The 21,470-nt window shown below is 40.3% G+C and carries 18 protein-coding genes and 2 riboswitches; of the genes, 5 read left to right on the top strand and 13 right to left on the bottom strand.

Annotation, left to right across the window (positions count from 1 at the left end; translation table 11 throughout):
• Positions 1-8 precede the first annotated feature (8 nt).
• On the bottom strand, positions 9-1,673 hold the full coding sequence (locus MKY27_RS01290) for a GspE/PulE family protein (protein WP_339197048.1): 1,665 nt from the start codon (positions 1,671-1,673) through the stop codon (positions 9-11).
• Positions 1,674-1,688: 15 nt separating this feature from the next.
• Positions 1,689-3,092: a VanW family protein gene (locus MKY27_RS01285; protein WP_339197045.1), complete on the bottom strand. Its 1,404-nt coding sequence runs from the start codon at positions 3,090-3,092 to the stop codon at positions 1,689-1,691.
• Positions 3,093-3,504: 412 nt separating this feature from the next.
• On the opposite strand from MKY27_RS01285, the gene MKY27_RS01280 reads away from it, so the two are divergent.
• From MKY27_RS01280 to MKY27_RS01270, 3 genes are read left to right on the top strand one after another with little or no spacing between them, the layout of a single operon-like run.
• Positions 3,505-3,951 (top strand): type II secretion system protein, encoded by a 447-nt coding sequence (locus MKY27_RS01280; protein WP_339197044.1) that lies wholly within the window; start codon positions 3,505-3,507, stop codon positions 3,949-3,951.
• A gap of 1 nt (position 3,952) precedes the next feature.
• Entirely contained in the window at positions 3,953-4,420 is a 468-nt protein-coding gene (locus MKY27_RS01275) for a type II secretion system protein (RefSeq protein WP_339197042.1), read from the top strand.
• A 9-nt stretch (positions 4,421-4,429) separates the two neighbouring features.
• A complete protein-coding gene (locus MKY27_RS01270; RefSeq protein ID WP_339197040.1) occupies positions 4,430-5,644 on the top strand; it encodes a hypothetical protein in 1,215 nt (404 codons plus the stop codon).
• 198 nt (positions 5,645-5,842) lie between these two features.
• Here MKY27_RS01270 and MKY27_RS01265 read toward each other — a convergent pair whose 3' ends face one another.
• The 4 genes from MKY27_RS01265 to MKY27_RS01250 all read right to left on the bottom strand — a co-directional run bounded on the left by MKY27_RS01265 (position 5,843) and on the right by MKY27_RS01250 (position 10,542).
• Positions 5,843-7,132 (bottom strand): nucleobase:cation symporter-2 family protein, encoded by a 1,290-nt coding sequence (locus tag MKY27_RS01265; protein ID WP_339197039.1) that lies wholly within the window; start codon positions 7,130-7,132, stop codon positions 5,843-5,845.
• A gap of 90 nt (positions 7,133-7,222) precedes the next feature.
• Positions 7,223-7,795 (bottom strand): xanthine phosphoribosyltransferase, encoded by a 573-nt coding sequence (locus MKY27_RS01260; RefSeq protein WP_339197037.1) that lies wholly within the window; start codon positions 7,793-7,795, stop codon positions 7,223-7,225.
• A gap of 143 nt (positions 7,796-7,938) precedes the next feature.
• A riboswitch (purine riboswitch) is annotated at positions 7,939-8,040 on the bottom strand.
• A 125-nt stretch (positions 8,041-8,165) separates the two neighbouring features.
• Positions 8,166-8,861 carry an RNA 2'-phosphotransferase gene (locus MKY27_RS01255; RefSeq protein WP_339197034.1) on the bottom strand — a complete coding sequence of 232 codons (696 nt, stop codon included), beginning with the start codon at positions 8,859-8,861 and terminating at the stop codon, positions 8,166-8,168.
• A gap of 223 nt (positions 8,862-9,084) precedes the next feature.
• Positions 9,085-10,542, bottom strand: coding sequence for an amino acid permease (locus tag MKY27_RS01250; protein WP_339197031.1), 1,458 nt, complete (start codon positions 10,540-10,542; stop codon positions 9,085-9,087).
• Positions 10,543-10,799: 257 nt separating this feature from the next.
• Positions 10,800-10,980, bottom strand: a riboswitch (Lysine riboswitch).
• A gap of 150 nt (positions 10,981-11,130) precedes the next feature.
• On the opposite strand from MKY27_RS01250, the gene MKY27_RS01245 reads away from it, so the two are divergent.
• Together MKY27_RS01245 and MKY27_RS01240 are read left to right on the top strand one after the other, a co-directional pair.
• On the top strand, positions 11,131-12,327 hold the full coding sequence (locus MKY27_RS01245; protein WP_339197029.1) for an MFS transporter: 1,197 nt from the start codon (positions 11,131-11,133) through the stop codon (positions 12,325-12,327).
• Positions 12,328-12,388: 61 nt separating this feature from the next.
• Entirely contained in the window at positions 12,389-12,943 is a 555-nt protein-coding gene (locus MKY27_RS01240) for a restriction endonuclease (protein ID WP_339197027.1), read from the top strand.
• Positions 12,944-12,985: 42 nt separating this feature from the next.
• On the opposite strand, the gene MKY27_RS01235 is transcribed toward MKY27_RS01240, so the two are convergent.
• The 7 genes from MKY27_RS01235 to MKY27_RS01205 form a co-directional block, all read right to left on the bottom strand.
• A complete protein-coding gene (locus MKY27_RS01235) occupies positions 12,986-14,041 on the bottom strand; it encodes a nitric oxide synthase oxygenase (protein ID WP_339197025.1) in 1,056 nt (351 codons plus the stop codon).
• Positions 14,042-14,163: 122 nt separating this feature from the next.
• Complete coding sequence (locus MKY27_RS01230; protein WP_339197023.1) at positions 14,164-15,369, bottom strand: RtcB family protein; 1,206 nt, start codon at positions 15,367-15,369, stop codon at positions 14,164-14,166.
• 95 nt (positions 15,370-15,464) lie between these two features.
• Positions 15,465-15,629 carry a hypothetical protein gene (locus MKY27_RS01225; protein WP_339197021.1) on the bottom strand — a complete coding sequence of 55 codons (165 nt, stop codon included), beginning with the start codon at positions 15,627-15,629 and terminating at the stop codon, positions 15,465-15,467.
• A gap of 469 nt (positions 15,630-16,098) precedes the next feature.
• Positions 16,099-17,067: an agmatinase family protein gene (locus MKY27_RS01220; RefSeq protein ID WP_339197018.1), complete on the bottom strand. Its 969-nt coding sequence runs from the start codon at positions 17,065-17,067 to the stop codon at positions 16,099-16,101.
• Positions 17,064-18,293, bottom strand: coding sequence for an imidazolonepropionase (gene hutI, locus MKY27_RS01215; RefSeq protein ID WP_339199571.1), 1,230 nt, complete (start codon positions 18,291-18,293; stop codon positions 17,064-17,066). The genes MKY27_RS01220 and hutI overlap by 4 nt, the downstream gene beginning before the upstream one ends.
• 45 nt (positions 18,294-18,338) lie before the next feature.
• Entirely contained in the window at positions 18,339-20,000 is a 1,662-nt protein-coding gene (gene hutU, locus MKY27_RS01210) for a urocanate hydratase (protein ID WP_339197015.1), read from the bottom strand.
• Between the two features lie 24 nt (positions 20,001-20,024).
• Positions 20,025-21,359: a YjiH family protein gene (locus MKY27_RS01205; RefSeq protein ID WP_339197013.1), complete on the bottom strand. Its 1,335-nt coding sequence runs from the start codon at positions 21,357-21,359 to the stop codon at positions 20,025-20,027.
• Positions 21,360-21,470: the final 111 nt, after the last annotated feature.

Raw genomic sequence — 21,470 nt, 5'->3', positions numbered from 1 at the left:
ATTCCTCCCTAGTCAATCGTCGCCACACGCAGCACTTCTTCGGTCGTTGTGACCCCGGCCAGCACTTTTAATAAACCATCCTGCAGTAATGTGTTATGTCCTACGTTTTGCATATAATCACTAATCTCATAGCCACTTGCACCATTTAAAATGAGATCCTTTAAACCACGGTCAACAGGCAGCAACTCGTGGATAGCAATTCGCCCACGGTATCCGGTGTTTCCACATGCTGCACATCCGCGACCTTTTCGAATTTTCTTTACTTCTAACCCATTATCTGCAAAAATTTGTTTTTCCCTAATTGTAGGTTCTACTTCTGTCGTACAGTCACGACAAATTTGACGTACAAGTCGCTGTGCCACGATACCGACAAGCGAAGAAGAAATGAGGAACGGTTCCGTTCCCATATCCTGCAGCCTTGAAATCGATTCAATTGCACTGTTTGTATGTAGTGTACTTAATACAAGATGACCTGTTAATGATGCACGAATTGAAATTTGCGCGGTTTCCAAATCACGGATTTCCCCGATCATTATAATGTCTGGGTCCTGCCGTAAGATTGAACGTAACCCCGCTGCAAATGTTAACCCTACTTCTTCTTTTACTTGAATCTGGTTAACACCATTTAACTGGTATTCGACCGGATCTTCAACCGTAATTATGTTGACACCTTCATTATTTAAATTGGAAAGTGCGGCATATAAAGTAGAAGATTTCCCCGAACCAGTTGGACCTGTAATGAGTACAATGCCATTCGGTTTTTCTATCATCTTCCTGAAAATCACTTCATTGTTTTCAGTAAACCCTAGATGTGATATGTCTGTTGCGGCATTGCTTATATCCAAAATACGCATAACGATTTTTTCGCCGTAAACAGTCGGTAATGTAGAAAGACGAATGTCGACACTTTTAAATTCGATATTAACTTTAAACCTTCCATCTTGTGGAATACGATTTTCCGTAATATTCAGTCCGCCCATTATTTTTACTCGGGCCGTCATCATATTTTGCATATGCTTTGGCAGAGATCTTTCTGTACGAAGGACACCGTCAACACGGTAACGAATTCTGTATTCTGTTTCATGCGGGTCGAAGTGAATATCAGATGCACGCTGGGCGACCCCATTATTGATGATCTGGTTTACGAGTCGGACAATAGCTGAATCTTCATCCGTAATTTCCTGCTGCACTTCCGGTGTATTAACTTCTATTTCAGTTAAAGCTGCATCCATCGAAGCCTGCAGGTCATAGTATTTCGTGATCGTCCGGTACAGGTCGTCCTTTGTCGCAATACTCGTTTCGATTTGACAGCCTGTTGCCATGCGGACTTCTTCAATCGCAAAGTAATCCATCGGGTCTGCCATCGCAATAAGTAGCTTGTTTTTGTCCCGACGCACCGGCATAATATTTGCACGTTTTGCCAGTTCCCTCGGTACAAGCTGCAGCAGCTCTGGTGATATGACATAGTTACTTAATGTCATATGCGGAATACCTAGTTGGAACTCCAGTACTTCAATTAACTGTTGTTCTGTCAGTATACTTTCTTTTATGAAAAAATCCCCAAGTTTTTCATCCCGGCTTTTGTTTGCCAGTGCATAAGTAAGCTGTGATTCGGTAATAACACCTGACTCCAAAAGCAAGTCACCTAAACGTTTTCTCGATTTCGCCTTCATATTTTACGTCCTCCTTTATTTTGGAGTAATTAAATTTCCTCCTTTATCGTAATAGCTGCCAGGTGGAAGAGTTTCCTCTTCAGCGCCGTCGTTTGCGAAATTGTTTGATCCAGAACCTTCAGCATTGTTAGATTCATTTGAACCAGTATTTTGGGACCCGCTAACTGGAGTAGTTAATCCATTGCTTTGTCCATTTCCGTTCGTAGTTTCACCATCCGGGAAACCGTCTCCATCTAAATCCACTTGATAGGCAGGGTCATTGTTCAGATTTTCTGTTGTTGTCTTCACTTCCAGTTGTTTGGAAGACTTCAAAATAATCCGGTCAACAGGCGGGTAATAATCTCGGCTCACAAGCTTCTGTTCATCAAAAGCTGTACGATATACCGAGACACGTAAGCCTTTTGCACCTTCCTGTACTTGTTCAGTCTGACCAATTGCCAGGTTTGCGGAATAACGTGTAATTGTACGGGGCTGGATTTCCTCATCCTGCGAAACTGTCACACCTACTTCCGTTTCCTTTGCAGGTGTATATACCTCAGTCCTCAAATTTCCTTCTTCCATAATCAGTTTTAAAACAACTGGATTGGATGAACTATTTGCGAATTTGAGATCCTCACTTGCAAGTGGATCCACCTTTGCTTCTAAGCCAGCATTTAAATAGGAAGGGATTTCATTTTGCGAATGACGTTCCAGTATTTCCGCATTAATACTCAATGCTGCATTATATAGATTTGATGCAACAAAATTAATAGCTTCACGGTTTGCCAAATTTATCGTATCACCAAGCTTTTCAATCATCGAAAAAGCCCTTTGCGGTTCTATTACCGTTTCATGTAATGCAAGAACCAGTTCATTAATGCCCATTGCCCCTTCTGGCATAGGTTCGACTGATAATGAAATTCGGTCTGTTTCCAGTACCGATACATCTATGACAACCGCTTCAACAGGATTTGTTTTTAAATACGCGGCATTCAGTTGTACATTGCTATACGTCAAGTCCGTATTCCATGACGAAACATTACTAATCTCGTTTTTCACTATTTCACTAGGAGAAACAATTAGTGGGAGATGCACTGTAGGTGTATCTTCCCAAAATGCATACCATGACTTATGTATCTGATTTTCATAGTTTGCTACTGTACTTTCAATATCAAACTGGAATGTGGATGAGTTCACTTCAATTGAAGTGCCCCCGCCAGTGACAGTTAGGTTTTGGGTGTACCAGTCGTTAACAGCATCAGTCAGCAATACTTTTAACTCCTCCCCCTTCAAGTCATCTGTCTCTATCCCTCCGATTGTGGAACCGGCTGCATTATTATCAGCGGATGCAATCGAACTTACTATAAAGTTCGGAATCCAAATTGATAAAAGGACTATTAACAAAGTTATTGGGATTATTGACCTAAAGATAATTTTCATTTACTCACCCCGTCTAATCACTTTAATCCACTATGTATAAATAAGGACTTTATAACTAAAATTAATCTGTTTTTATAATCATTTTAAGAAAAAACATAAAACATATGTTTATTTATATAAATAATAGATGGAAAATATTATAATAAATTCAATATACTATGATTAAAATTCCGCTTTATATATAAATATTTTTTATATCTTTTTCCAAATGCACTCTTATGTTACTATTATAATACATTAAAGATTACTTTTTAACTACATATTTTTTATTTAAATTTTATTTTTATTTTTATACGTTCCATTTTACCTACAATATATTCAAATTACTGTTTTTATACTATTAATTATGAATAGTATGTTTTAGGTCGTTTAATTCACTAATATTACTGTTATTAAGAAGGAAGGGGATATTATGAAATTATTGAAGGAAAAGCGTGGAATTTCTTTAGTGGAGGTACTTGCTTCTATTGTTTTATTAGCTATTGTGTTACTTTCTTTTTTTACATTTTTCATTTCTGGAGCAAAGTTTAATGCAATCAATAACAACAATATTCAAGCAACTAATATTGCTAGACAATATACAGCTCAGTTTAATCAACAATATGATTCTTTAAATTTTAATCAGCTAAAAAATGAATTAGATGATTTGCAGAATCCGGTACCTGACTCTAATATAAATCCGGATATTTTTGTCAAAATAGATACTCAGAGCGCTCAGCCCTATGAAATCATTTACAAAATCAATATAAATCCTGAGCAAGGAAACTACTATCACGAATTACGAAAAGTACATGTTTTAGTAAAAGAAAAGGAAAAACTAATAAGTGAGTCATTTACTTATCATGAAGGGGGGAGATAATGTGAGGTCTATACAATCACAACGTGGTCTATCGCTTGTTGAGGTCCTTGGCGTTATTGCTATTTCATCGTTTGTTATTATCACTATTTCTTCACTTCTTGTTAGTGCTATGTCAACTTCAAACAAACAATCAACAAAATCTCAACTCCAGCAACAGGCTAATTATATTTTAGTTGTTTGGCGAGAGTGTCAAGAATCTGGTCTTCGTTATACGATCAATCAAGAAAGCCCTTCAAGAATTACATTTAATACATTCGAGGAGAGCGGGACTACTCGTTGTTCTCAAGTTATTGAAAATGTCAACTTTCAATACGTGCTCACTTTACCAGACGAAGATGGCACAACAGTAATAGAATCTGAGGAGTTCAACCCGAAATATATTAAATATATACCAGTTGAAATTCAAGTAAAGGATTCCAAGAATATACAAAAGCCATATAAAATCACAACTATTTTATCAAGATTGTAGGTGAGGAAGTTGAAACTTATTAAAAATGAAAATGGGATAACTATAGTTTTAGTTTTATTAGTTATTATTATTTTTTCTATTTTAGGAATTACACTATTTAGTCTTACTAATACGAATGCAAAACAAAATAATAAAATTGAAGTCGATATGCAAGCAGTAAATATTGCTGAAATGGGAATTATCCATTATCGAAACGCCTTGATTTACCATTTAAATGATGAACTTCACAGTAAATTTGTTCAAGCAATAAGTGACATTAAAGCAAATAATGAATTAAATAACCCTTCTATCCCTAAACTTGAAATTAATGGATCTAATATATTAGACCGTTCAGTAGGAGCATTTAATAAAGAAAATTATATTGTACGTTCTCTACTTAATACTCAAATTCAGGCAACAAATGATTATCCATATACCTACGAAATCTCACAAAGCGATAGTGATATTATCTTTCAAGGTTCTAAAGTTACAGTGAAATTTAAGAGTACTAGCTCTGTAAACGAACAAAAAAGTACGGTAGTTGGCGATTTTACAATCGATTTAGTGAAGCTAATTAATGACAATCTAACAATAAATACTCCTAGTATTGTTCCAGGCATTAGGTCAAATAAACCTGTACAAAGTCAAAATATTCCCGCGCCTTTAATAACACACACAAATTATGAAACCGGCGGAAATCAAGATTTTGTTAATAAAAATATTCATGTCTCCAAAGATTACACTGCTCATAATATTAAGAACGTTATAGACACCCATCTGTTCATCGATGGCAATATGAAAGTATCTAATAACTTTACCCATGGTCTATCAAACTCGATTCTTTATACTGGGGGCAATTTAACATTCCATAATGGAACTGGAAGCATTTCAAATTCCACTATTTATGTATCTGGAAATTTTAATGCAAAACTTATTAATGGGACGGTATCAAATTCCAAAATTTTCGTTGAAGGAGATTTAGTAATGACTAATACTGGTCAAGGAAGTGGAATTATTGCTTCAAATTCGAGAATTTGTGTTGTCGGTAAAATCGATACATCTATAGCTAAATACAAACACAATGGCACTAATATTTTTTCACTTGCTACTATGCTTGCACAGGGAAAGTCTGCAGATGATTTTAATGAAAAATGTGCAACTTCTTCAAATGGCGATGCAACACTCGATACCTTTCTTAAAGATATTTCAACTAACTTAAACAACGCCAACTATACGTACCAATAATAATTTCGGGTCTCAGGTGCACATACAATTCCGTCCGTGTGTTAAAATTCCCAAATATCCATTGTAAGGTTATGTGGCATCCTCACACTGGGTTTATTGAGATTCTAAATCCTATTCAAATTAAAAATCCCAAGTAAAAGCCAATTTGCCTGGCCCTTTCTTGGGATTTTTTTAATTCGAATTATTTCCTAACTCTTCCTACTCCATCACATGCATCGGATCAACACGCTTCGTCCCAACCATGTTAAACAACACATTCAAGAAAATCGCCGTTACTGACCCAGCAACAATCCCGTTCGAAGTTAAAATAGACATCCATGAAGGAAGGTTTTCGAAAATGCCTGGTACTGTGGCAACGCCGATTCCTAGACCGACGCCTAGTGCTGCGACCATTGCGTTTTCCATTGATTTTGCGATTTCCGGTGCCAGCATTCTAACACCTTGTGTAATTACCATACCGAACATTGCCAACATCGCTGCACCAAGTACTGGTGTTGGAATGATTGTTGTTAATGCAGCTAGTTTTGGCAGGAATCCAAGTGCTACCAACATACCGCCTGTAATGAAGATTACTTTACGATCGCGTACGCCTGACATTTGGATCAGTCCTACGTTTTGTGAGAATGTTGTGTACGGGAAGGCGTTGAAAATACCACCGATAATCGATGCTAGTCCTTCTGCACGGTACCCTTTAGATAAATCTTTTGAAGTTAAATCTTTTTTTGTAATATCACTTAATGCATAGTAAACACCTGTTGATTCAACTAGTGATACCATTGCCACCAATGTCATCGTTAAAATAGCAGAAGCATTGAATGTTGGTGTTGCTAAGTAGAATGGTTGCATAATGTGCAGCCAAGAAGCTTCGGCAACTGGGGTAAAATCAACCTTGCCCATGAAAATGCCGATCACTGTACCTGACACCATACCTAGTAAAATAGCAATTGCACGAACGAAGCCAACTGTGAAGCGGTAAATTACTAAAATAACTAATAATGTAATAAACGCTAACGCCACATTTGAACCTGATGCAAAGTCTGCTGCCCCTTGTCCGCCAGCCATATTGTTAATGGCTACTGGAATTAAGCTGATTCCGATAATCGTTACGACTGAACCTGTTACAACAGGCGGGAAAAACTTGATTAGTTTCCCGAAAAGACCACCGATTAATACGATAATCAAACCAGATGCGATAATCGCGCCGTAAACATCACCTAGGCCGCCGCCAGAACCGATTGCAATAATCGGGCTTACCGCTGTAAATGTACAGCCTAATACAACCGGTAATCCAATTCCGATCACTTTACCTTTCCATACTTGGAACAGTGTTGCTACCCCACACATGAAAATATCGATTGCGACTAAATACGTCATTTGCGCTGAACTAAATCCTAATGCCCCACCGATAATTAACGGTACTAAAATGGCTCCTGCATACATTGCCAACAGATGCTGAATTCCAAGCATTGTTGCTTTCGTGTTATTCATAAAAAGTTTTCCTCCAATATATGTGTACTCTTGCTGAGTCAATTTACATCGTTTGAACTTTATTACCTTTTAGAAATATGTGCTGCTTAATTAATCGTAAAATTCTACTTTGCCGTTTGCCAATGATTTAATATTCGCCAATGATTCGATGCGCAGTCCTTGCTCGCGTAAAACTTTTCCGCCCTCTTGGAAACCTTTTTCAATTACGATACCGGCGCCGACAATTGTTGCACCTGCCTGGTTCGCAATGTCGATTAAGCCTTTCAATGCTTCGCCATTCGCTAAAAAGTCATCAATGATCACAACATTATCATCTGCCGTAATAAACTTATTCGATACTGAGATTTCATTTGTCTCGTTTTTCGTGAATGAATGTACTTTTGATGTGTACAGGTTGTCCGTTAATGTCAGGGATTTGCGTTTACGGGCAAAGACAACTGGTGCACCTAGTGTTAATCCTAAAAAGGTTGAAGGTGCAATACCGGATGATTCGATCGTCAATACTTTCGTAATGATTTGATCCGAGTAACGTCTCGCAAATTCGTCGCCGATTTCTTTCATTAACAACGGGTCAATCTGGTGATTTAAAAACGAATCTACTTTTAACACTGTATCTGAAAGCACTTGGCCCTCTTTTTCTATTTTTTCTTTTAAAAGCTTCATGATAAAAGCCCCTTCCCATTTGAATGTAAATAAAAAAACTCGAAAGGCAAGCTCCCTACGATGAGTGGAGCAAGACTTCCGAGTAAGTTCAAAAGTAATAACAAATGTATTGTACAAATCTTTAATAATTGGACAAATACATTCATTAAGCATGCTTCACTCATAGTCGGTTTATTTACGGTAAACCGGTAGAAACTTGCAAGCCTTATCCTTGCTATTATATGAGTGGCGAATATTTAATTTAACAATATGAATGTTCCAATTATAATCATGGAAATGATAGTTTGCAATAACATTTGAATAAAAAAACTATTCTTATTTTTCGGAAATTTGGTTAAAAAGTGAATTTTATTTGGGATAATGTTCGGTTTTAGACATTATTTTCTAATATTTTTGCTAAATTCTCTTTAAATTGTTCGAACTTTGAACCGTCCGCACCGAAGTAGCTCATGCTGCGGGTAACGAAAATCGACACTTTTTTGCCATCTTCATAAACCATTTCCGCAAACGGCCCGGCCTGCTCCAATAATTGTACTTTCGTCACTTCTTCATTAAAGATTGTTAACCGATCAGCATATCGTGCTTTAAATAGCTCGTATGCAGCAGTCCCTTGCAAAATTATAATTTCCGGCTGAAACTCATCCATTACTTCTTTAAAGATGACATTTCCGCGCTCAAAATTAGCTGGATCCACTTTTTTAGCTACTTTCGCTTCATCCGCTGATTCCAGCTGGTACGTATTTAATGATGTATAAATGAGCGGTTCCTGGTGCTGTTTTTCCAGCCAGTTTTCAAACTGTAATGAGCCTTTAAATTCCCGAGGTGCCCCTTTAATTTCACTTAAGTAAAGGTCGTGGAAAAGCTCTCTGTTCACTAGCGACTCCGCAAAAATCTGCTCGCTTCGGTCTTCCACTTTAAATAACGGCACCGCATGCGAACTTACTAGGAAAATACGGGACTTGTACGGGTTCCCCTTTGTAAGAAACGGTCGATACAGCACATCTTTGCTATCTTCCCCTATTAACCACGGATATACTTTTTTATAGAAACCTTTTGAAATAGGCATGTTTTCACTTCCTTATTCTTCTGTGTTACTCAATTTTTGTTTCTTCTATAATACCACTCTTGCAGCCATCGTACTCGAGGAAATTATTCCTCAATTTTGTACAGATTATCCTCAATCAGTCTAGCATAATCCTCAATCACTCTCACTTATTCCTAAAGGACAAATATTCCGCATAAATAAAAAACGCAATGAAAGCCTGTAAGCTCACATTGCGTTTCAGAAATTATTTATTCGATAAATCGCAGTCCTCTAAAGGAACGATTTTCGTTTTGTGTTTAAATTTGTAGCCAAACCATAAAGCAGCAAACAGTGGTAAACCGATATATGAAACGATAACACCGTACCAGTCAATTGTTCCGCCCATGAACGCCATATAGTTTTGACCTAGTACGACAATCATACATAGGGCAAACGCGAATAGCGGACCGAATGGGAAGAATCTCGATACATATGGTAAATCGCTTAAAGAATGTCCTTGTGCGACATATGCACGGCGGAATCGGTAATGACTGATTGCAATGCCGAGCCAAGCGATGAAGCCGGACATACCGGAAGCATTTAATAACCAAATGTACACGACACCGTCACCGAAAAATGATGCAAGGAATGCTAATGAACCGACTGCCAAAGTAGCAAGAAGTGCATACATTGGAATACCACGCTTTGTTACTTTCATGAACAGTTTTGGCGCTTTGCCTTCAACCGCTAACTGATAAAGCATACGACTTGCTGCATATAATCCAGAGTTCCCTGCTGATAACATTGCCGTTAAAATAATCGCATTCATAACCGATGCCGCAAATGCCACACCTAAGTTTTCAAATACTAATGTAAACGGGCTTGTCGCAATATCTTCTGACAAAAGACGTGAATCCGTATATGGAATAAGCAATCCGATTGCGCCGATTGCGAAAATGTAAAACAGTAAAATACGCCAGAATACTGAACGTACCGCTTTTGGAATGTTTTTGCCCGGGTCATCTGTTTCCCCTGCCGTTACCCCAAGCATTTCCGTACCTTGGAATGAAAATCCGGCTGCAAGGAAAATACCGAACAGTGCAAGGAAACCGCCATTAAACGGTGCGTCGTCTTTCACGAAGTTCGTGAAGCCGACCGGATCGTTCCCGCCTAAAATACCGAAAATCATCAGGAAGCTGACAATGATGAAGACGATGACTGTCGCAACTTTAATCATCGCAAACCAGTATTCCGCTTCACCGAAAGCTTTTACAGATGCTAAGTTAAATGATAAAACGACTACGATAAATAAAATTGTCCATAAAATCGACGAACTGTCCGGGAACCAGTATTTCATAATTAACGAAACAGCCGCAATTTCTGCTGCAATTGTAATTGCCCAGTTGTACCAATAGTTCCAGCCAAGTGCAAAGCCTAAAGCCGGATCCACAAATTTTGTTGCATACGTACTAAACGAACCGGATGTTGGCATATAGGCAGCCATTTCCCCTAATGATGTCATTAAGAAATACACCATAACGCCGATCAGTGCATATGCGAGCAATGCCCCGCCAGGACCTGCCTGTGCAATCGCACCGCCTGATGCTAAAAATAAACCTGTACCGATCGTTCCGCCAAGCGATATCATCGTTACATGGCGACTTTTTAATCCTCTTTTCAGCTCATTTTTGTTACCGAGCTGATCTATTTTAATCTCACTCATGATCTTAAAAACTCCTTTGTTTTAGCCAATACTGTTGCAATAAGTGCGGCTGTCCATTAGCCGCTTTAACTTTTTAGCCAATTGAGGTGGTTTTTTAGCCAAAATTATACGTTTTTTAGCCTACTGAGCTAGTTTTTTAGCCAAATTTTTGTATTTTTTAGCCAATCCCCGCAACTTTTTAGCCACTCTCGCCTAAATCCGTAAAAAGAAAAACCACCACAAGTTTTTGTGATGGTTATATTTACACCTCAACAAACTTGAAAGATAGCTCAACACATGCTCACACATGTGACAGTTCTGTTCCTTATCGGAAACAGCCCCAGCATTATTTTCAAGAAGAAAAATAACACTTCGGCAACCATTCCTTTCATAAAGCTTCACCGATTCTTCCTAATCTCAGCTATACTAGTCTTAATGATTGCGACCTCTACCTCATAAATCTACATGAGGTAATGTTTTATTTAATTGAAACAATGATTAAAAGTCTAACATAACATTTTTTTGATAGCAATGACTTCATCTTTATTCTGTTTTTTAAGAGTATTCATACTACTCAAACATATATTACTAGTCAAAAGGAGAATTAAAATGGACACCGAGCAATTAAATCAAAACAGCAAAAAAATACTATCCAACCGACCGCTCATCTATTTTATGGTCGCCGTATTTTTATTTGCGACAACATTGCGTACACCGATTACATTAATCGGACCAATTATTTCATTTATTCGTGACGACCTTGGGATATCGAACTTTCTTGCAGGCTTTTTAACGACTATTCCTTTAATTGCCTTTGCGGTCGTTTCGCCATTTGCACCGCGTATTGCCCGTAAGTTTGGGATGGAATGGACATTATTTTATTCCGTCATCTTGCTATGTGTAGGGATTTTACTGCGTTCACTTGGGGCAACATCTTTACTCGTTTTAGGAACAATATTAATCGGGGTCGCAATTGCATTTGGTAATGTCCTTATCCCTAGTTTTTTCAAATGGAAATTCCCATTACATATCGGCTTATTAACAGGGATTTATTCCGTATCGATGAACATTTCTTCCGGACTTGCTGCAGGCTTCAGTTATCCTATTGCTGCAAGCGCAGGCTGGCAAATCGCAGCTGGAATTACGATTATTTTAGGTATTCTTACAATGCTGATTTGGCTGCCGATTTTGCGCCAGGAAAAAGTCGAATTACATATGCCCTCTTCGCAGACGAAAACGCATATGTGGAAATCACCGCTTGCCTGGGCAGTCGCTGGAGCAATGGGTTTTCAATCATTTATATTTTACTGCTCGTCCGCGTGGATACCGGAAATTTTCGTTAGTCAGGGACTTGATGCTACTGCTTCCGGCTGGATGGTGTCCGTTATGCAGTTTTCGCAAATTCCGATGACATTTATTATTCCGATTATCGCCGGTAAAATCGCTTCACAACGACCAATCGTTGTTTTCTTTACAATCTGTTACTTAGTTGGATTTACTGGTGTGTTGATAGAATGGACAAGTCTCGCTATTGTCTGGATGATTTTATTGGGCTTTGCAGGTGGGGCTTCATTCGGTTTAGTACTGATGCTGTTTTCTCTGCGTACAGAGACAGCCTATGATGCAGCTGAACTTTCAGGATTTGCACAATCAATCGGTTATTTTATTGCCGCAATCGGACCGATTCTATTCGGCTATGTCCATGATTTGACGGACAGCTGGTCAATCCCGGTGATGCTGTTTATCCTAATTTCTGTACTGTTATTTTTTGCTTCTTTTATGAGCGCAAACAATCGGACGATATAACCAAACGTATGTACCCTTTTATGATATAATAGCGTTAGTAAACAAAAGGAGTACAGAACTATTGCGTAAAAAGAGAAAACGAAATAAAAAACGCCTGCCGGTTATCCCGCTGTTTTTCATCGCCTCGGCTGGTGCAGCTGGTTTTTATGTCACACAAACAGCTGAAGGGATCGGCTATGGAATTGTCGCTTATTTCGTACTATATATCGCGTTTAAAATTTGGCTGAAATCGCTGAAGACGAGGAAGTTACGGAAATCCGGCATCCGTGAAGTCGACAAAATGACCGGTGAGGATTTCGAGAGATTTTTAGGAGAATTATTTAAGCGACGCGGTTTTAAAGTGAGCTATACCGCAACGAGCGGTGACTACGGTGCAGACCTTATTCTAAAGGACGGAAAAGATATTATCGCTGTCCAGGCAAAACGCTATTCCGGTACGGTCGGTGTAAAAGCCGTTCAGGAAATTATCGGTGCGGTAAAAATGTATGAGGCAACTGAAGCATGGGTTGTCACCAACAGTCATTTTACACGCCAGGCTGAAAAACTTGCCGACATCAATGACGTTTATTTAATCGATCGTGATGAATTGATTCAAATTATGTTAAATAAAAGGTAAAGAAACAGGTGTGCAGAGGCTTTCGCTTCCTGCACACCTATTTTAATATGGCTGCTGTTGGTAGAAGTAATTTGGTTTTTTTATCGTGTTGGCAATTGGTTCATGATACAGATCTGTCGTTGCAGGAGATAGTGGCGGTACAAGCCAAACCCAGTTGCCGGTTACATCGCGGTTGCTTTTATTTTCCTGCACTTGAAACAGCTGAAACTGCTGAGCTGCTGTATGATGATCGACAATACTAACGCCCGCCTTTTTATAGGAATGAAGAACCGCAACATTCAATTCAACTAGTGCACGGTCCTTCCAAAGCGATGCATTCATTGTAGTATCCAACCCCATTGCTTCTGCTACTTTCGGGAGAAAATTATAGCGGTACGTATCCGCCAAGTTGCGCGCACCAATTTCTGTCCCCATATACCACCCGTTAAACGGGGCTGCCGGAAAATCAGTACCGGCAATATTAAAACGCATACTCGAAATAATCGGAACTGCATACCATTTCATATTTAATGATGAAAAATCATACTCCGGATGGGTGATCGCCACTTCCAGCACACGCTCTTTCGGAATATCAAAAAACATAGGCTCCCGTTCATCAACTTGAATGACAAGTGGTAGTACATCATAGTGAGTACGTGCACCCCACCAGCCAAGGCTTTCACATATTTTCGTAAACTCGATCGAATCGGAATCTCCGACAATCCCACTATCTGTTTCATAGCCGGCATAGCGGATGAGCTGATGATTCCAGATGCGTACACGGTCCGGTTCAAACAGTGTTATAGCCGGTCTGATTTTCCCGTTATTGGCCGCAAAATCAATATGGTTAAGAAGTGCTTCGTAAATTTCAGCTTCATTTAATAATTGGCGCTTATCAAACACGTTTAAGCTATTCCAAAACAGGCGCCCGATACATTTATTGCTGTTGCGCCATGCAACTCGCGCCCCGTATGTAAGCTCATCTGTCGATAAAATAAAGTCCGAATGCTGGGCATCTTCCAAACGCTTTTTCAGCCACTCTTCTGTCTGATTTGTTTCTTTTTTATATAAAGTAAGGAAATCTATACGTTCATGCACTATTGAAGTCGTTGTTGCCATCTATTTCATCCCCTTCTAGCCTTATTTTGGCCTCTTGGAAAAGGAAACACAATGAAACAACAACCGATTAAAACATGTATATTTCATACATGACTAAATTTGTTCATAAAGTGGTTTTTAGATTATCTCTTCCATTTATCACTCGCTTTGAAATTATAAACCGGTGTCACGTGCTTCTGGATTGTCACCGTTTCTCCGATTTGCTCGACAATTTCCTGCATCGGCTTATAGGCCATTGGTGCTTCGTCGAGTGTTTCTTCACTTACCGAAGTTGTCCAAACCCCTTGCATCGTCTGTTTGAAATCATCCATCGACAGGTTTTTCATTGCGGCTGTCCGCGAATAAATCCGGCCTGCTCCATGTGGGGCGGATTCATTCCATTCGGCATTTCCTTTTCCGATACAAATAAGAGAACCGTCCCGCATATTCATCGGAATGACGAGCTTTTCATCCTTTGCCGCCCGCACTGCCCCTTTACGCAAAACCATGGCATCCGTATCAATATAATTGTGTACGGAATCAAACTGCTCCGCGAACTCCCACTTCATATGCTCGGCGATTGTCTTGGCAATATGGATCCGATTTTCATGTGCAAAACGCTGTGCCAGTTTCATATCCGCAATATAATCCCGGAACAGATCGCCTTCTAAATATGCCAGATCCTTTGGCACAACCGGATTTTCATTCTTATAGGCATTAACCATTTTTTGAATGTCCTTGCTGTTTCCGGCTTCCTTCATTGCCGCAATTCTTTCGGATAAATCTTCGCGCTGCAATGACTCAAATGCACGCTTCTGATGCCAGTTCGCCACCTTTGCCCCGACATAGCGCGAGCCCGTATGAATCAATAAATAATGAACTCCCGTCTCATCTTTTGCAAGCTCGATAAAATGATTGCCGCCGCCTAATGTACCTAGCGAGCGGCCTGTATATTCATTTTGCAAGCCACGTGCGATGAAGTTTTCGTTTGCAAAAAGTTCAGCGCCCATTCTATTTAGTGCAGTTTCATGGATTTCATTGCCGCTCGGTACGAAACGTCGGATTGTTGTATCAAGTTCATTAAAATCAATGTTACCTTTACCGATTTCCGAAACGAGCACCCCACATCCTACATCAACGCCGACGAGATTCGGTACAACACGGGCATTCAACTGAATTGTTGTGCCGATGACACAGCCTTTTCCGGCATGATAATCGGGCATAATTCGTACTTTTGTCCCTTCCATAAACGGCTGATTGACGAGTTCATCAATTTGCTGAATCGCTACTTCCTGTGGTGTGTTTGTATAAATTTTCGCGTTTGTATATTTCCCGTTAATTTCGATCAATGCTATTCACGCCTTTCTTTTTTAAACTGAGTACAGCGAATATAAGAAGTGCCACCCCGATATAGCTTCCGAGCAGAAAAACCGGGGATCCTCGGTTAACAAAATCCGAATACCATTTCAGATTGCAGCCCAACCGTATCCGGTGCGAATTGCGGCTTGTAGAAGAATGTTTGAACCAAACCAATTAACAGCAGTATTGCGTAATATAGAATATGTAAGAGCAGTGCTCCGATGAATGCGAACAGGATTTTACGTTTCATGACAGACCTCCCTTTGTGAAAGTAATTGTTACTGTTTACGAGTGGAGGTGAGGAGAAGTTTCATAAATTTTCCTTTTATAGTAGCTTGCATTTTATTAGAAGAAATAAGAGTAAGAAAACTTGAGGGTTATATTTGAAACTTTCAGCTGTATATTTGAAGATTGAGGGTCGATATTAGAAAATCCATTTGTTTTATTAGAAAATGGACGATTTATTAGAAACTTGAGTACAGATATTAGAAAATCTCGGGAATTTATTAGAAAACCAGATCTCTCCTCAAATAAAATGGGCCGTTCGAAAAGCGGTTAAACTTTTCAAACAGCCCATTTAACTATTTTTTCGCCACATCCAATGCGATGTCTGCTTTTTCTTTCCTCCTTTACCCCCTGTTTTGATTATTAATCCATTTTTGTTATTTTTCACTCCATAAAAAAAACCGAATTCCCCAAAAAGAAATTCGGTCAGCTTTTCATTTCAAATGAACAAATCTCGATACCAGCATCGTTAAAAACGCGTACACTCCGGCTTTTACTGTCTGCAATTCACGTGTATCACGATGCGGATCGACACAGACAAAATCCATACCTTTTACAATTTCGTATTTCCCCACTTCATAAAGCAAATCAAAAAGCTCTTCTGTCCGCATCCCACCTGGTGTAGACGCAGGAACTCCCGGGGCATATGCAATATCAAGTACGTCCATATCAACTGTCACATAAACAATATCTACTTTTCCAGAAAGCTCTTCCATGACATTAGCGATTATGGACTCCGCGCCACGACGACGGAAATCCTTTAACGTAATACGATTCACCCCATAATGGTCCGCAGTACAAATAAGGCTCGGGGCATTATAAAAACCGTGCAGCCCGATGTTGTACACATCCTCACCCTTCACTATCCCTGCATCAAGCAGCTGACGGATCGGCGTACCATTTGTCGGTCCATCTGATTCCGTTGCTCGTAAATCCAGATGGGTATCAAACTGTAAAATACCGATTCGTTTGCCGGAAGAATTTGCAAAAGCCCTTACAACCGGGGCAGTAACCGAATGATCTCCGCCAATTTGTACATAGAAGCTCGCAGGACAATTATTCAATATATCCATCATCGCTTGTTCGATATTGTCATGACACTGCAAAATATTCGTTCCGTGCATTTTCACATCGCCAACATCCGCAACCCGTAGTTCCCGAATATCCACATCCTCATCAATCGAATACGTCGTAAACAGATTCCAACTTTTACGGAAAAAATCCGGATATTCCGAAGCTGCCGAAGCACTGATCGACGAACGGGACAGCGGGACCCCTGTTAAAACCACATCAAAGGATTCCGAAAGCTCCGCATAACTTGGTACAATCCAGTCTTTAACCTTCAAGTCTTCAGATTCCACCCGATTCCAAGAAGTTGCCGGGCTTACTAGAAAAGCGCTCACAGTAAGCTGCCACCTTTCACAACGACTTTCCCTGCTTTAATGACAGTGTCGGTATGATTCATCCCGTAAAAATATTGAAGCTGCTTATAATTCGGAACGTCCAAAATCAGTACATCCGCCTGTTTTCCTTTTTCGAGCGTGCCGACCTGATCAGCACGTTTTATCGCGTGGGCGGCATTGATCGTTGTTGCACAAAGCACTTCCTCCATCGTCATTCCCATGTTCATGCATGCCAAATTTTGAATGAACGGCAAGCTGATCGTTGGCGAAGAACCCGGATTAAAGTCCGTTGAAATTGCTACAGGTACACCACTATCAACCATCAGGCGACCCCTTGCATACGGTGCGCGTAAAAAGAAGGCGGTTCCCGGCAAGAGTACAGCAATCGTACCGGCCTTTGCCATAGCTGCAATTCCTTCATCTGAAGCAACGAGTAAATGCTCTGCGGAGATGGCCCCTACTTCTGCAGCGAGTTCCGCGCCTTCATACGGCTCAATTTCATCTGCATGAATTTTCGGTGTCAGTCCGTATTCTTTCCCCGCTTCCAAAATCAGGCGGGATTGCTCAGGTGTGAACACCCCTTTTTCGCAAAAGACATCATTGAATTCCGCAAGCCCCAATTCCGCCACTTTTGGAATCATCTGCTCGATTATAATTTTCACGAATTGATCTTCATTGCCTTTAAATTCTTTCGGAACAGCATGTGCACCCATAAAAGTAGAGACGATATCGACAACATGCTCTTCCTGCAGTTTCTTTACAACATAAAGCTGTTTGAGTTCGTTTTCAAGATCAAGGCCGTAGCCTGATTTTGCTTCAACCGTTGTAACACCGTGACGCAAAAACACGTTTAAGTGCTGAACGGTTTTGTTGTATAGCTCATCAAAATTCGCTTCGCGCGTTTTTGTCGTCGTATAGTGAATCCCGCCACCTGCATTCATAATGTCCATATAGGACCTTCCGGCAAGGCGCATATTCAGCTCATGTTCACGTGTCCCCCCATGTACTAAATGTGTATGGCAGTCAACAAGACCCGGCATAACAATCTTCCCGCGTGCATCAATAACCTCGGCATCGCTTACTAGATGCGGATATTCTTGTTTTATTTCATCAAGAGGCGCAATCATTGCAATGCGATCGTCTTCGATTAATACACTTACCTCTTTTTTCAGACCGAGCTCGCTCATTTGCTCACGGCGGCGCGGTAATTTCACATCACATTCCATTGTTAATACTTCATTTGCATTGTTTATTAAAATAGCCAAAGTTCATCATCCTTTTAGCATCGGCATATTGATACCTTTTTCTTTTGCTGTGCGAACTGCAATATCGTAGCCTGCATCTGCATGGCGTACAACCCCCATACCCGGGTCTGAAATAAGCACGCGATTGATCTTTTCTGCAGCAAGTGTTGTTCCGTCAGCTACTAGTACTTGGCCGGCATGTTGGGAATAGCCCATTCCTACACCACCGCCGTGATGGATGCTCACCCAGCTTGCACCGCCTGCCGTATTGACGAGCGCATTTAATAATGGCCAGTCTGATACAGCATCCGATCCGTCCTGCATCCCTTCTGTCTCACGGTTTGGTGAAGCGACAGATCCAGAGTCCAAATGATCACGACCGAATACAATCGGCGCTTTTAATTCACCATTTGCGACCATTTCGTTCACTCTTAGGGCAAAGCGGTGGCGGTCGCCATATCCCAGCCAGCAAATGCGGGCAGGTAAGCCTTGCCATTTCACCATTTTCTGCGCCATATCGATCCAGTTTACTAATGCCTTATCTTCAGCAAACATTTCTTTAGCCAAAGCATCTGTTTTGTAAATATCCTCCGGGTCGCCTGACAATGCTACCCAGCGGAAAGGTCCCTTTCCTTCACAGAATAACGGGCGAATATAGGCAGGTACAAATCCAGGGAAATCAAAAGCATTTTCCACACCCATTTCCTTTGCATACGCACGGATATTGTTTCCGTAGTCGAATGTTTCCGCACCTGCCTGCTGGAATTCAAGCATTGTCCGTACATGCTCTGCCATTGTTTCCTTTGCTCGGCGCTCATATGTTTTCACATCTGTTTTGCGCAATTGAAGTGCCTCCTCCAACGTCATCCCGTTTGGAATATAGCCGTTAATCGGGTCGTGCGCAGATGTCTGGTCTGTCACGAAATCCGGAATCATGCCACGATTTAACAGCTCACGGTTAATGTCCGCACAGTTTCCTACTAAACCAATTGATGCAGGTACTTTAGCGGCTGTTAACTTATTTACAAGCTCAATCGCCTCATCTACTGTTTCGACAAGGTAATCACAGTAGCCTTCATTTATTTTGCGTTCGATTCTTGCACGGTCCACTTCAACAACTAAAATGACCGCACCCGCCATTTTACCGGCTAATGGCTGGGCACCACTCATACCGCCCATACCACCAGTTAATATCCACTTACCACGAAGGTCGGCTGTTCCAAACTTCTTTTTCCCTGCTTCCACAAAACTTAAATACGTTCCTTGGAGAATTCCTTGTGCCCCGATATAGATCCATGAACCCGCCGTCATTTGCCCGTACATCATTAAATTGCGTTCTTCCAGTTCATAGAAATGGTCCCAATTCGCCCAGCCAGGCACTAGATTCGAGTTGGCGATCAGTACGCGCGGTGCATTTTCATGTGTTCTGAATACTGCGACCGGTTTTCCGGACTGCACAATCATCGTTTCATCATTTTCAAGTTCTTTTAATGTTGAAATGAGTTTTTCGTAGCTTTCCCAGTCACGCGCCGCTTTCCCGATACCGCCATATACGACCAGCTCATCCGGATTTTCCGCTACTTCCGGATCCAGATTGTTCATCAGCATGCGCATTGCCGCTTCCTGTGTCCAACCTTTACATGAAAGCTCTGAACCACGTGGTGCACGGATGTTTGTTTTATATACCATAAAAATCTCTCCCTTAATTTGAAGTTAGAATAAGATAAATGCTATTGGCGTAACGATAATGAGTGTTAAGACAACTCGCTCAAACCAGATAATGAGCATTTGGCGAATTGATAACGGAATGTCTGTCGATAAAATAACCGGAATGACAGCTGAGAAGAATAAAATAGCTGAAATCGAAATAACGGCTACGATAAATTTCGTTACTAGAACTGCTTCTGTTACAATCATTGCCGGTAAGAACATTTCCGCAATTGATAATGACAACGCTTTAGCTGTCAGCATCGGATCCGGAATTTGCAGTAAATACGTAAATGGCGCGAAAATATATGCCAGCCAGTCAAACAGCGGTGTATAAATTGCCAATACCATTCCTAATAGTCCAATGGATAATATAGAAGGAATGACCCCCATCGCCATAATAAAACCTTCTTTTAAATGAATGTATAAGTTTTTAGGTAAAGACGGGTTTGTCTTTGCTGCATCTACCGCTTCTGCCCAAGCTACTTTTAAACGATCAGCTTTTACGATTTTTTCAGGCTGAGGTGTTGAGCCTTCATAGTATTCATCTTTAATTTTGTTTAATGGATAAATCCGGGCTGTAATTGCAGTAACGACGAATGTCACAACTAATGTCACCCAGAAAAATAAGTTCCAGTATTCCATTAAATCCAATGTTTTCGCAACGACTACCATGAAAGTAGCTGAAACTGTAGAAAAGCCTGTAGCAATGATGGCTGATTCTCTCGCTGTATATTTTCCTTCTTTATAAACACGGTTCGTCAATATTAAGCCAACCGAATAGCTGCCAACAAATGAGGCTACCGCATCAACAGCTGAACGGCCAGGCGTTTTGAAAATCGGTTTCATTACCGGCTGCATGAGTACCCCTATAAATTCTAGTAAGCCATAGCAAACGAGCAATGCTAAGAAAACCGATCCGATTGGAATGACGAGTCCTACCGGCTTAATAAGTTTTTCTAATAAAAATGGACCGATATCCGGATTAAACAACCATGCCGGACCAAATCCAAAAATAAGCATTACCCCTGCAACAAGTCCGCCCAACTTAAAAATAGATAACACCATATTTACTTTTGAGGTATTCCACTTTTTCGTGACAAATGGATAAAATGCTCCAAGTACTAAAAGAATCAACACATACCCGTTTACTAACGTTGGTGTGAATGTCGTGAATGCACTTACGATATGGTCGATTAAAATCGATGTTTTTCCATTCCATTCAAATGTGATAAAAAAACTAAAAATCCCGATTAAGCTGCAAAACACCATTTTCATGAAAATACTCACTTCAAACTGTCCAACTTTCGGCAGTTCCTGTTCCTCCTGGTACTTTGTCATTCCACCACTCCTTTGTAATCTCCATTCTAGTTTTCTTTCAATTCCGAATAAATAGAATAAAAACATCGATTATAGTAAAATTTAATGAAAGTAAAATTAATTTGGATGATT

This window comes from Solibacillus sp. FSL R5-0449 (genome assembly GCF_037975215.1).
In the GTDB taxonomy this organism is placed as follows: domain Bacteria; phylum Bacillota; class Bacilli; order Bacillales_A; family Planococcaceae; genus Solibacillus.
The sequence above is the reverse complement of the archived record's forward strand: the minus strand, read 5'-3'. Positions and strand labels throughout refer to the sequence as shown.

What these genes read in the sequence shown, in the direction of transcription:
- MKY27_RS01290 (WP_339197048.1), bottom strand. Translation starts at nt 1,673, where the DNA reads ATGAAGGCGAAATCGAGAAAACGTTTAGGTGACTTGCTTTTGGAGTCA.
- MKY27_RS01285 (WP_339197045.1), bottom strand. Translation starts at nt 3,092, where the DNA reads ATGAAAATTATCTTTAGGTCAATAATCCCAATAACTTTGTTAATAGTC.
- MKY27_RS01280 (WP_339197044.1), top strand. Translation starts at nt 3,505, where the DNA reads ATGAAATTATTGAAGGAAAAGCGTGGAATTTCTTTAGTGGAGGTACTT.
- MKY27_RS01265 (WP_339197039.1), bottom strand. Translation starts at nt 7,132, where the DNA reads ATGAATAACACGAAAGCAACAATGCTTGGAATTCAGCATCTGTTGGCA.
- MKY27_RS01260 (WP_339197037.1), bottom strand. Translation starts at nt 7,795, where the DNA reads ATGAAGCTTTTAAAAGAAAAAATAGAAAAAGAGGGCCAAGTGCTTTCA.
- MKY27_RS01255 (WP_339197034.1), bottom strand. Translation starts at nt 8,861, where the DNA reads ATGCCTATTTCAAAAGGTTTCTATAAAAAAGTATATCCGTGGTTAATA.
- MKY27_RS01250 (WP_339197031.1), bottom strand. Translation starts at nt 10,542, where the DNA reads ATGAGTGAGATTAAAATAGATCAGCTCGGTAACAAAAATGAGCTGAAA.
- MKY27_RS01245 (WP_339197029.1), top strand. Translation starts at nt 11,131, where the DNA reads ATGGACACCGAGCAATTAAATCAAAACAGCAAAAAAATACTATCCAAC.
- MKY27_RS01235 (WP_339197025.1), bottom strand. Translation starts at nt 14,041, where the DNA reads ATGGCAACAACGACTTCAATAGTGCATGAACGTATAGATTTCCTTACT.
- MKY27_RS01225 (WP_339197021.1), bottom strand. Translation starts at nt 15,629, where the DNA reads ATGAAACGTAAAATCCTGTTCGCATTCATCGGAGCACTGCTCTTACAT.
- hutI (WP_339199571.1), bottom strand. Translation starts at nt 18,293, where the DNA reads ATGGAATGTGATGTGAAATTACCGCGCCGCCGTGAGCAAATGAGCGAG.
- hutU (WP_339197015.1), bottom strand. Translation starts at nt 20,000, where the DNA reads ATGGTATATAAAACAAACATCCGTGCACCACGTGGTTCAGAGCTTTCA.
- MKY27_RS01205 (WP_339197013.1), bottom strand. Translation starts at nt 21,359, where the DNA reads ATGACAAAGTACCAGGAGGAACAGGAACTGCCGAAAGTTGGACAGTTT.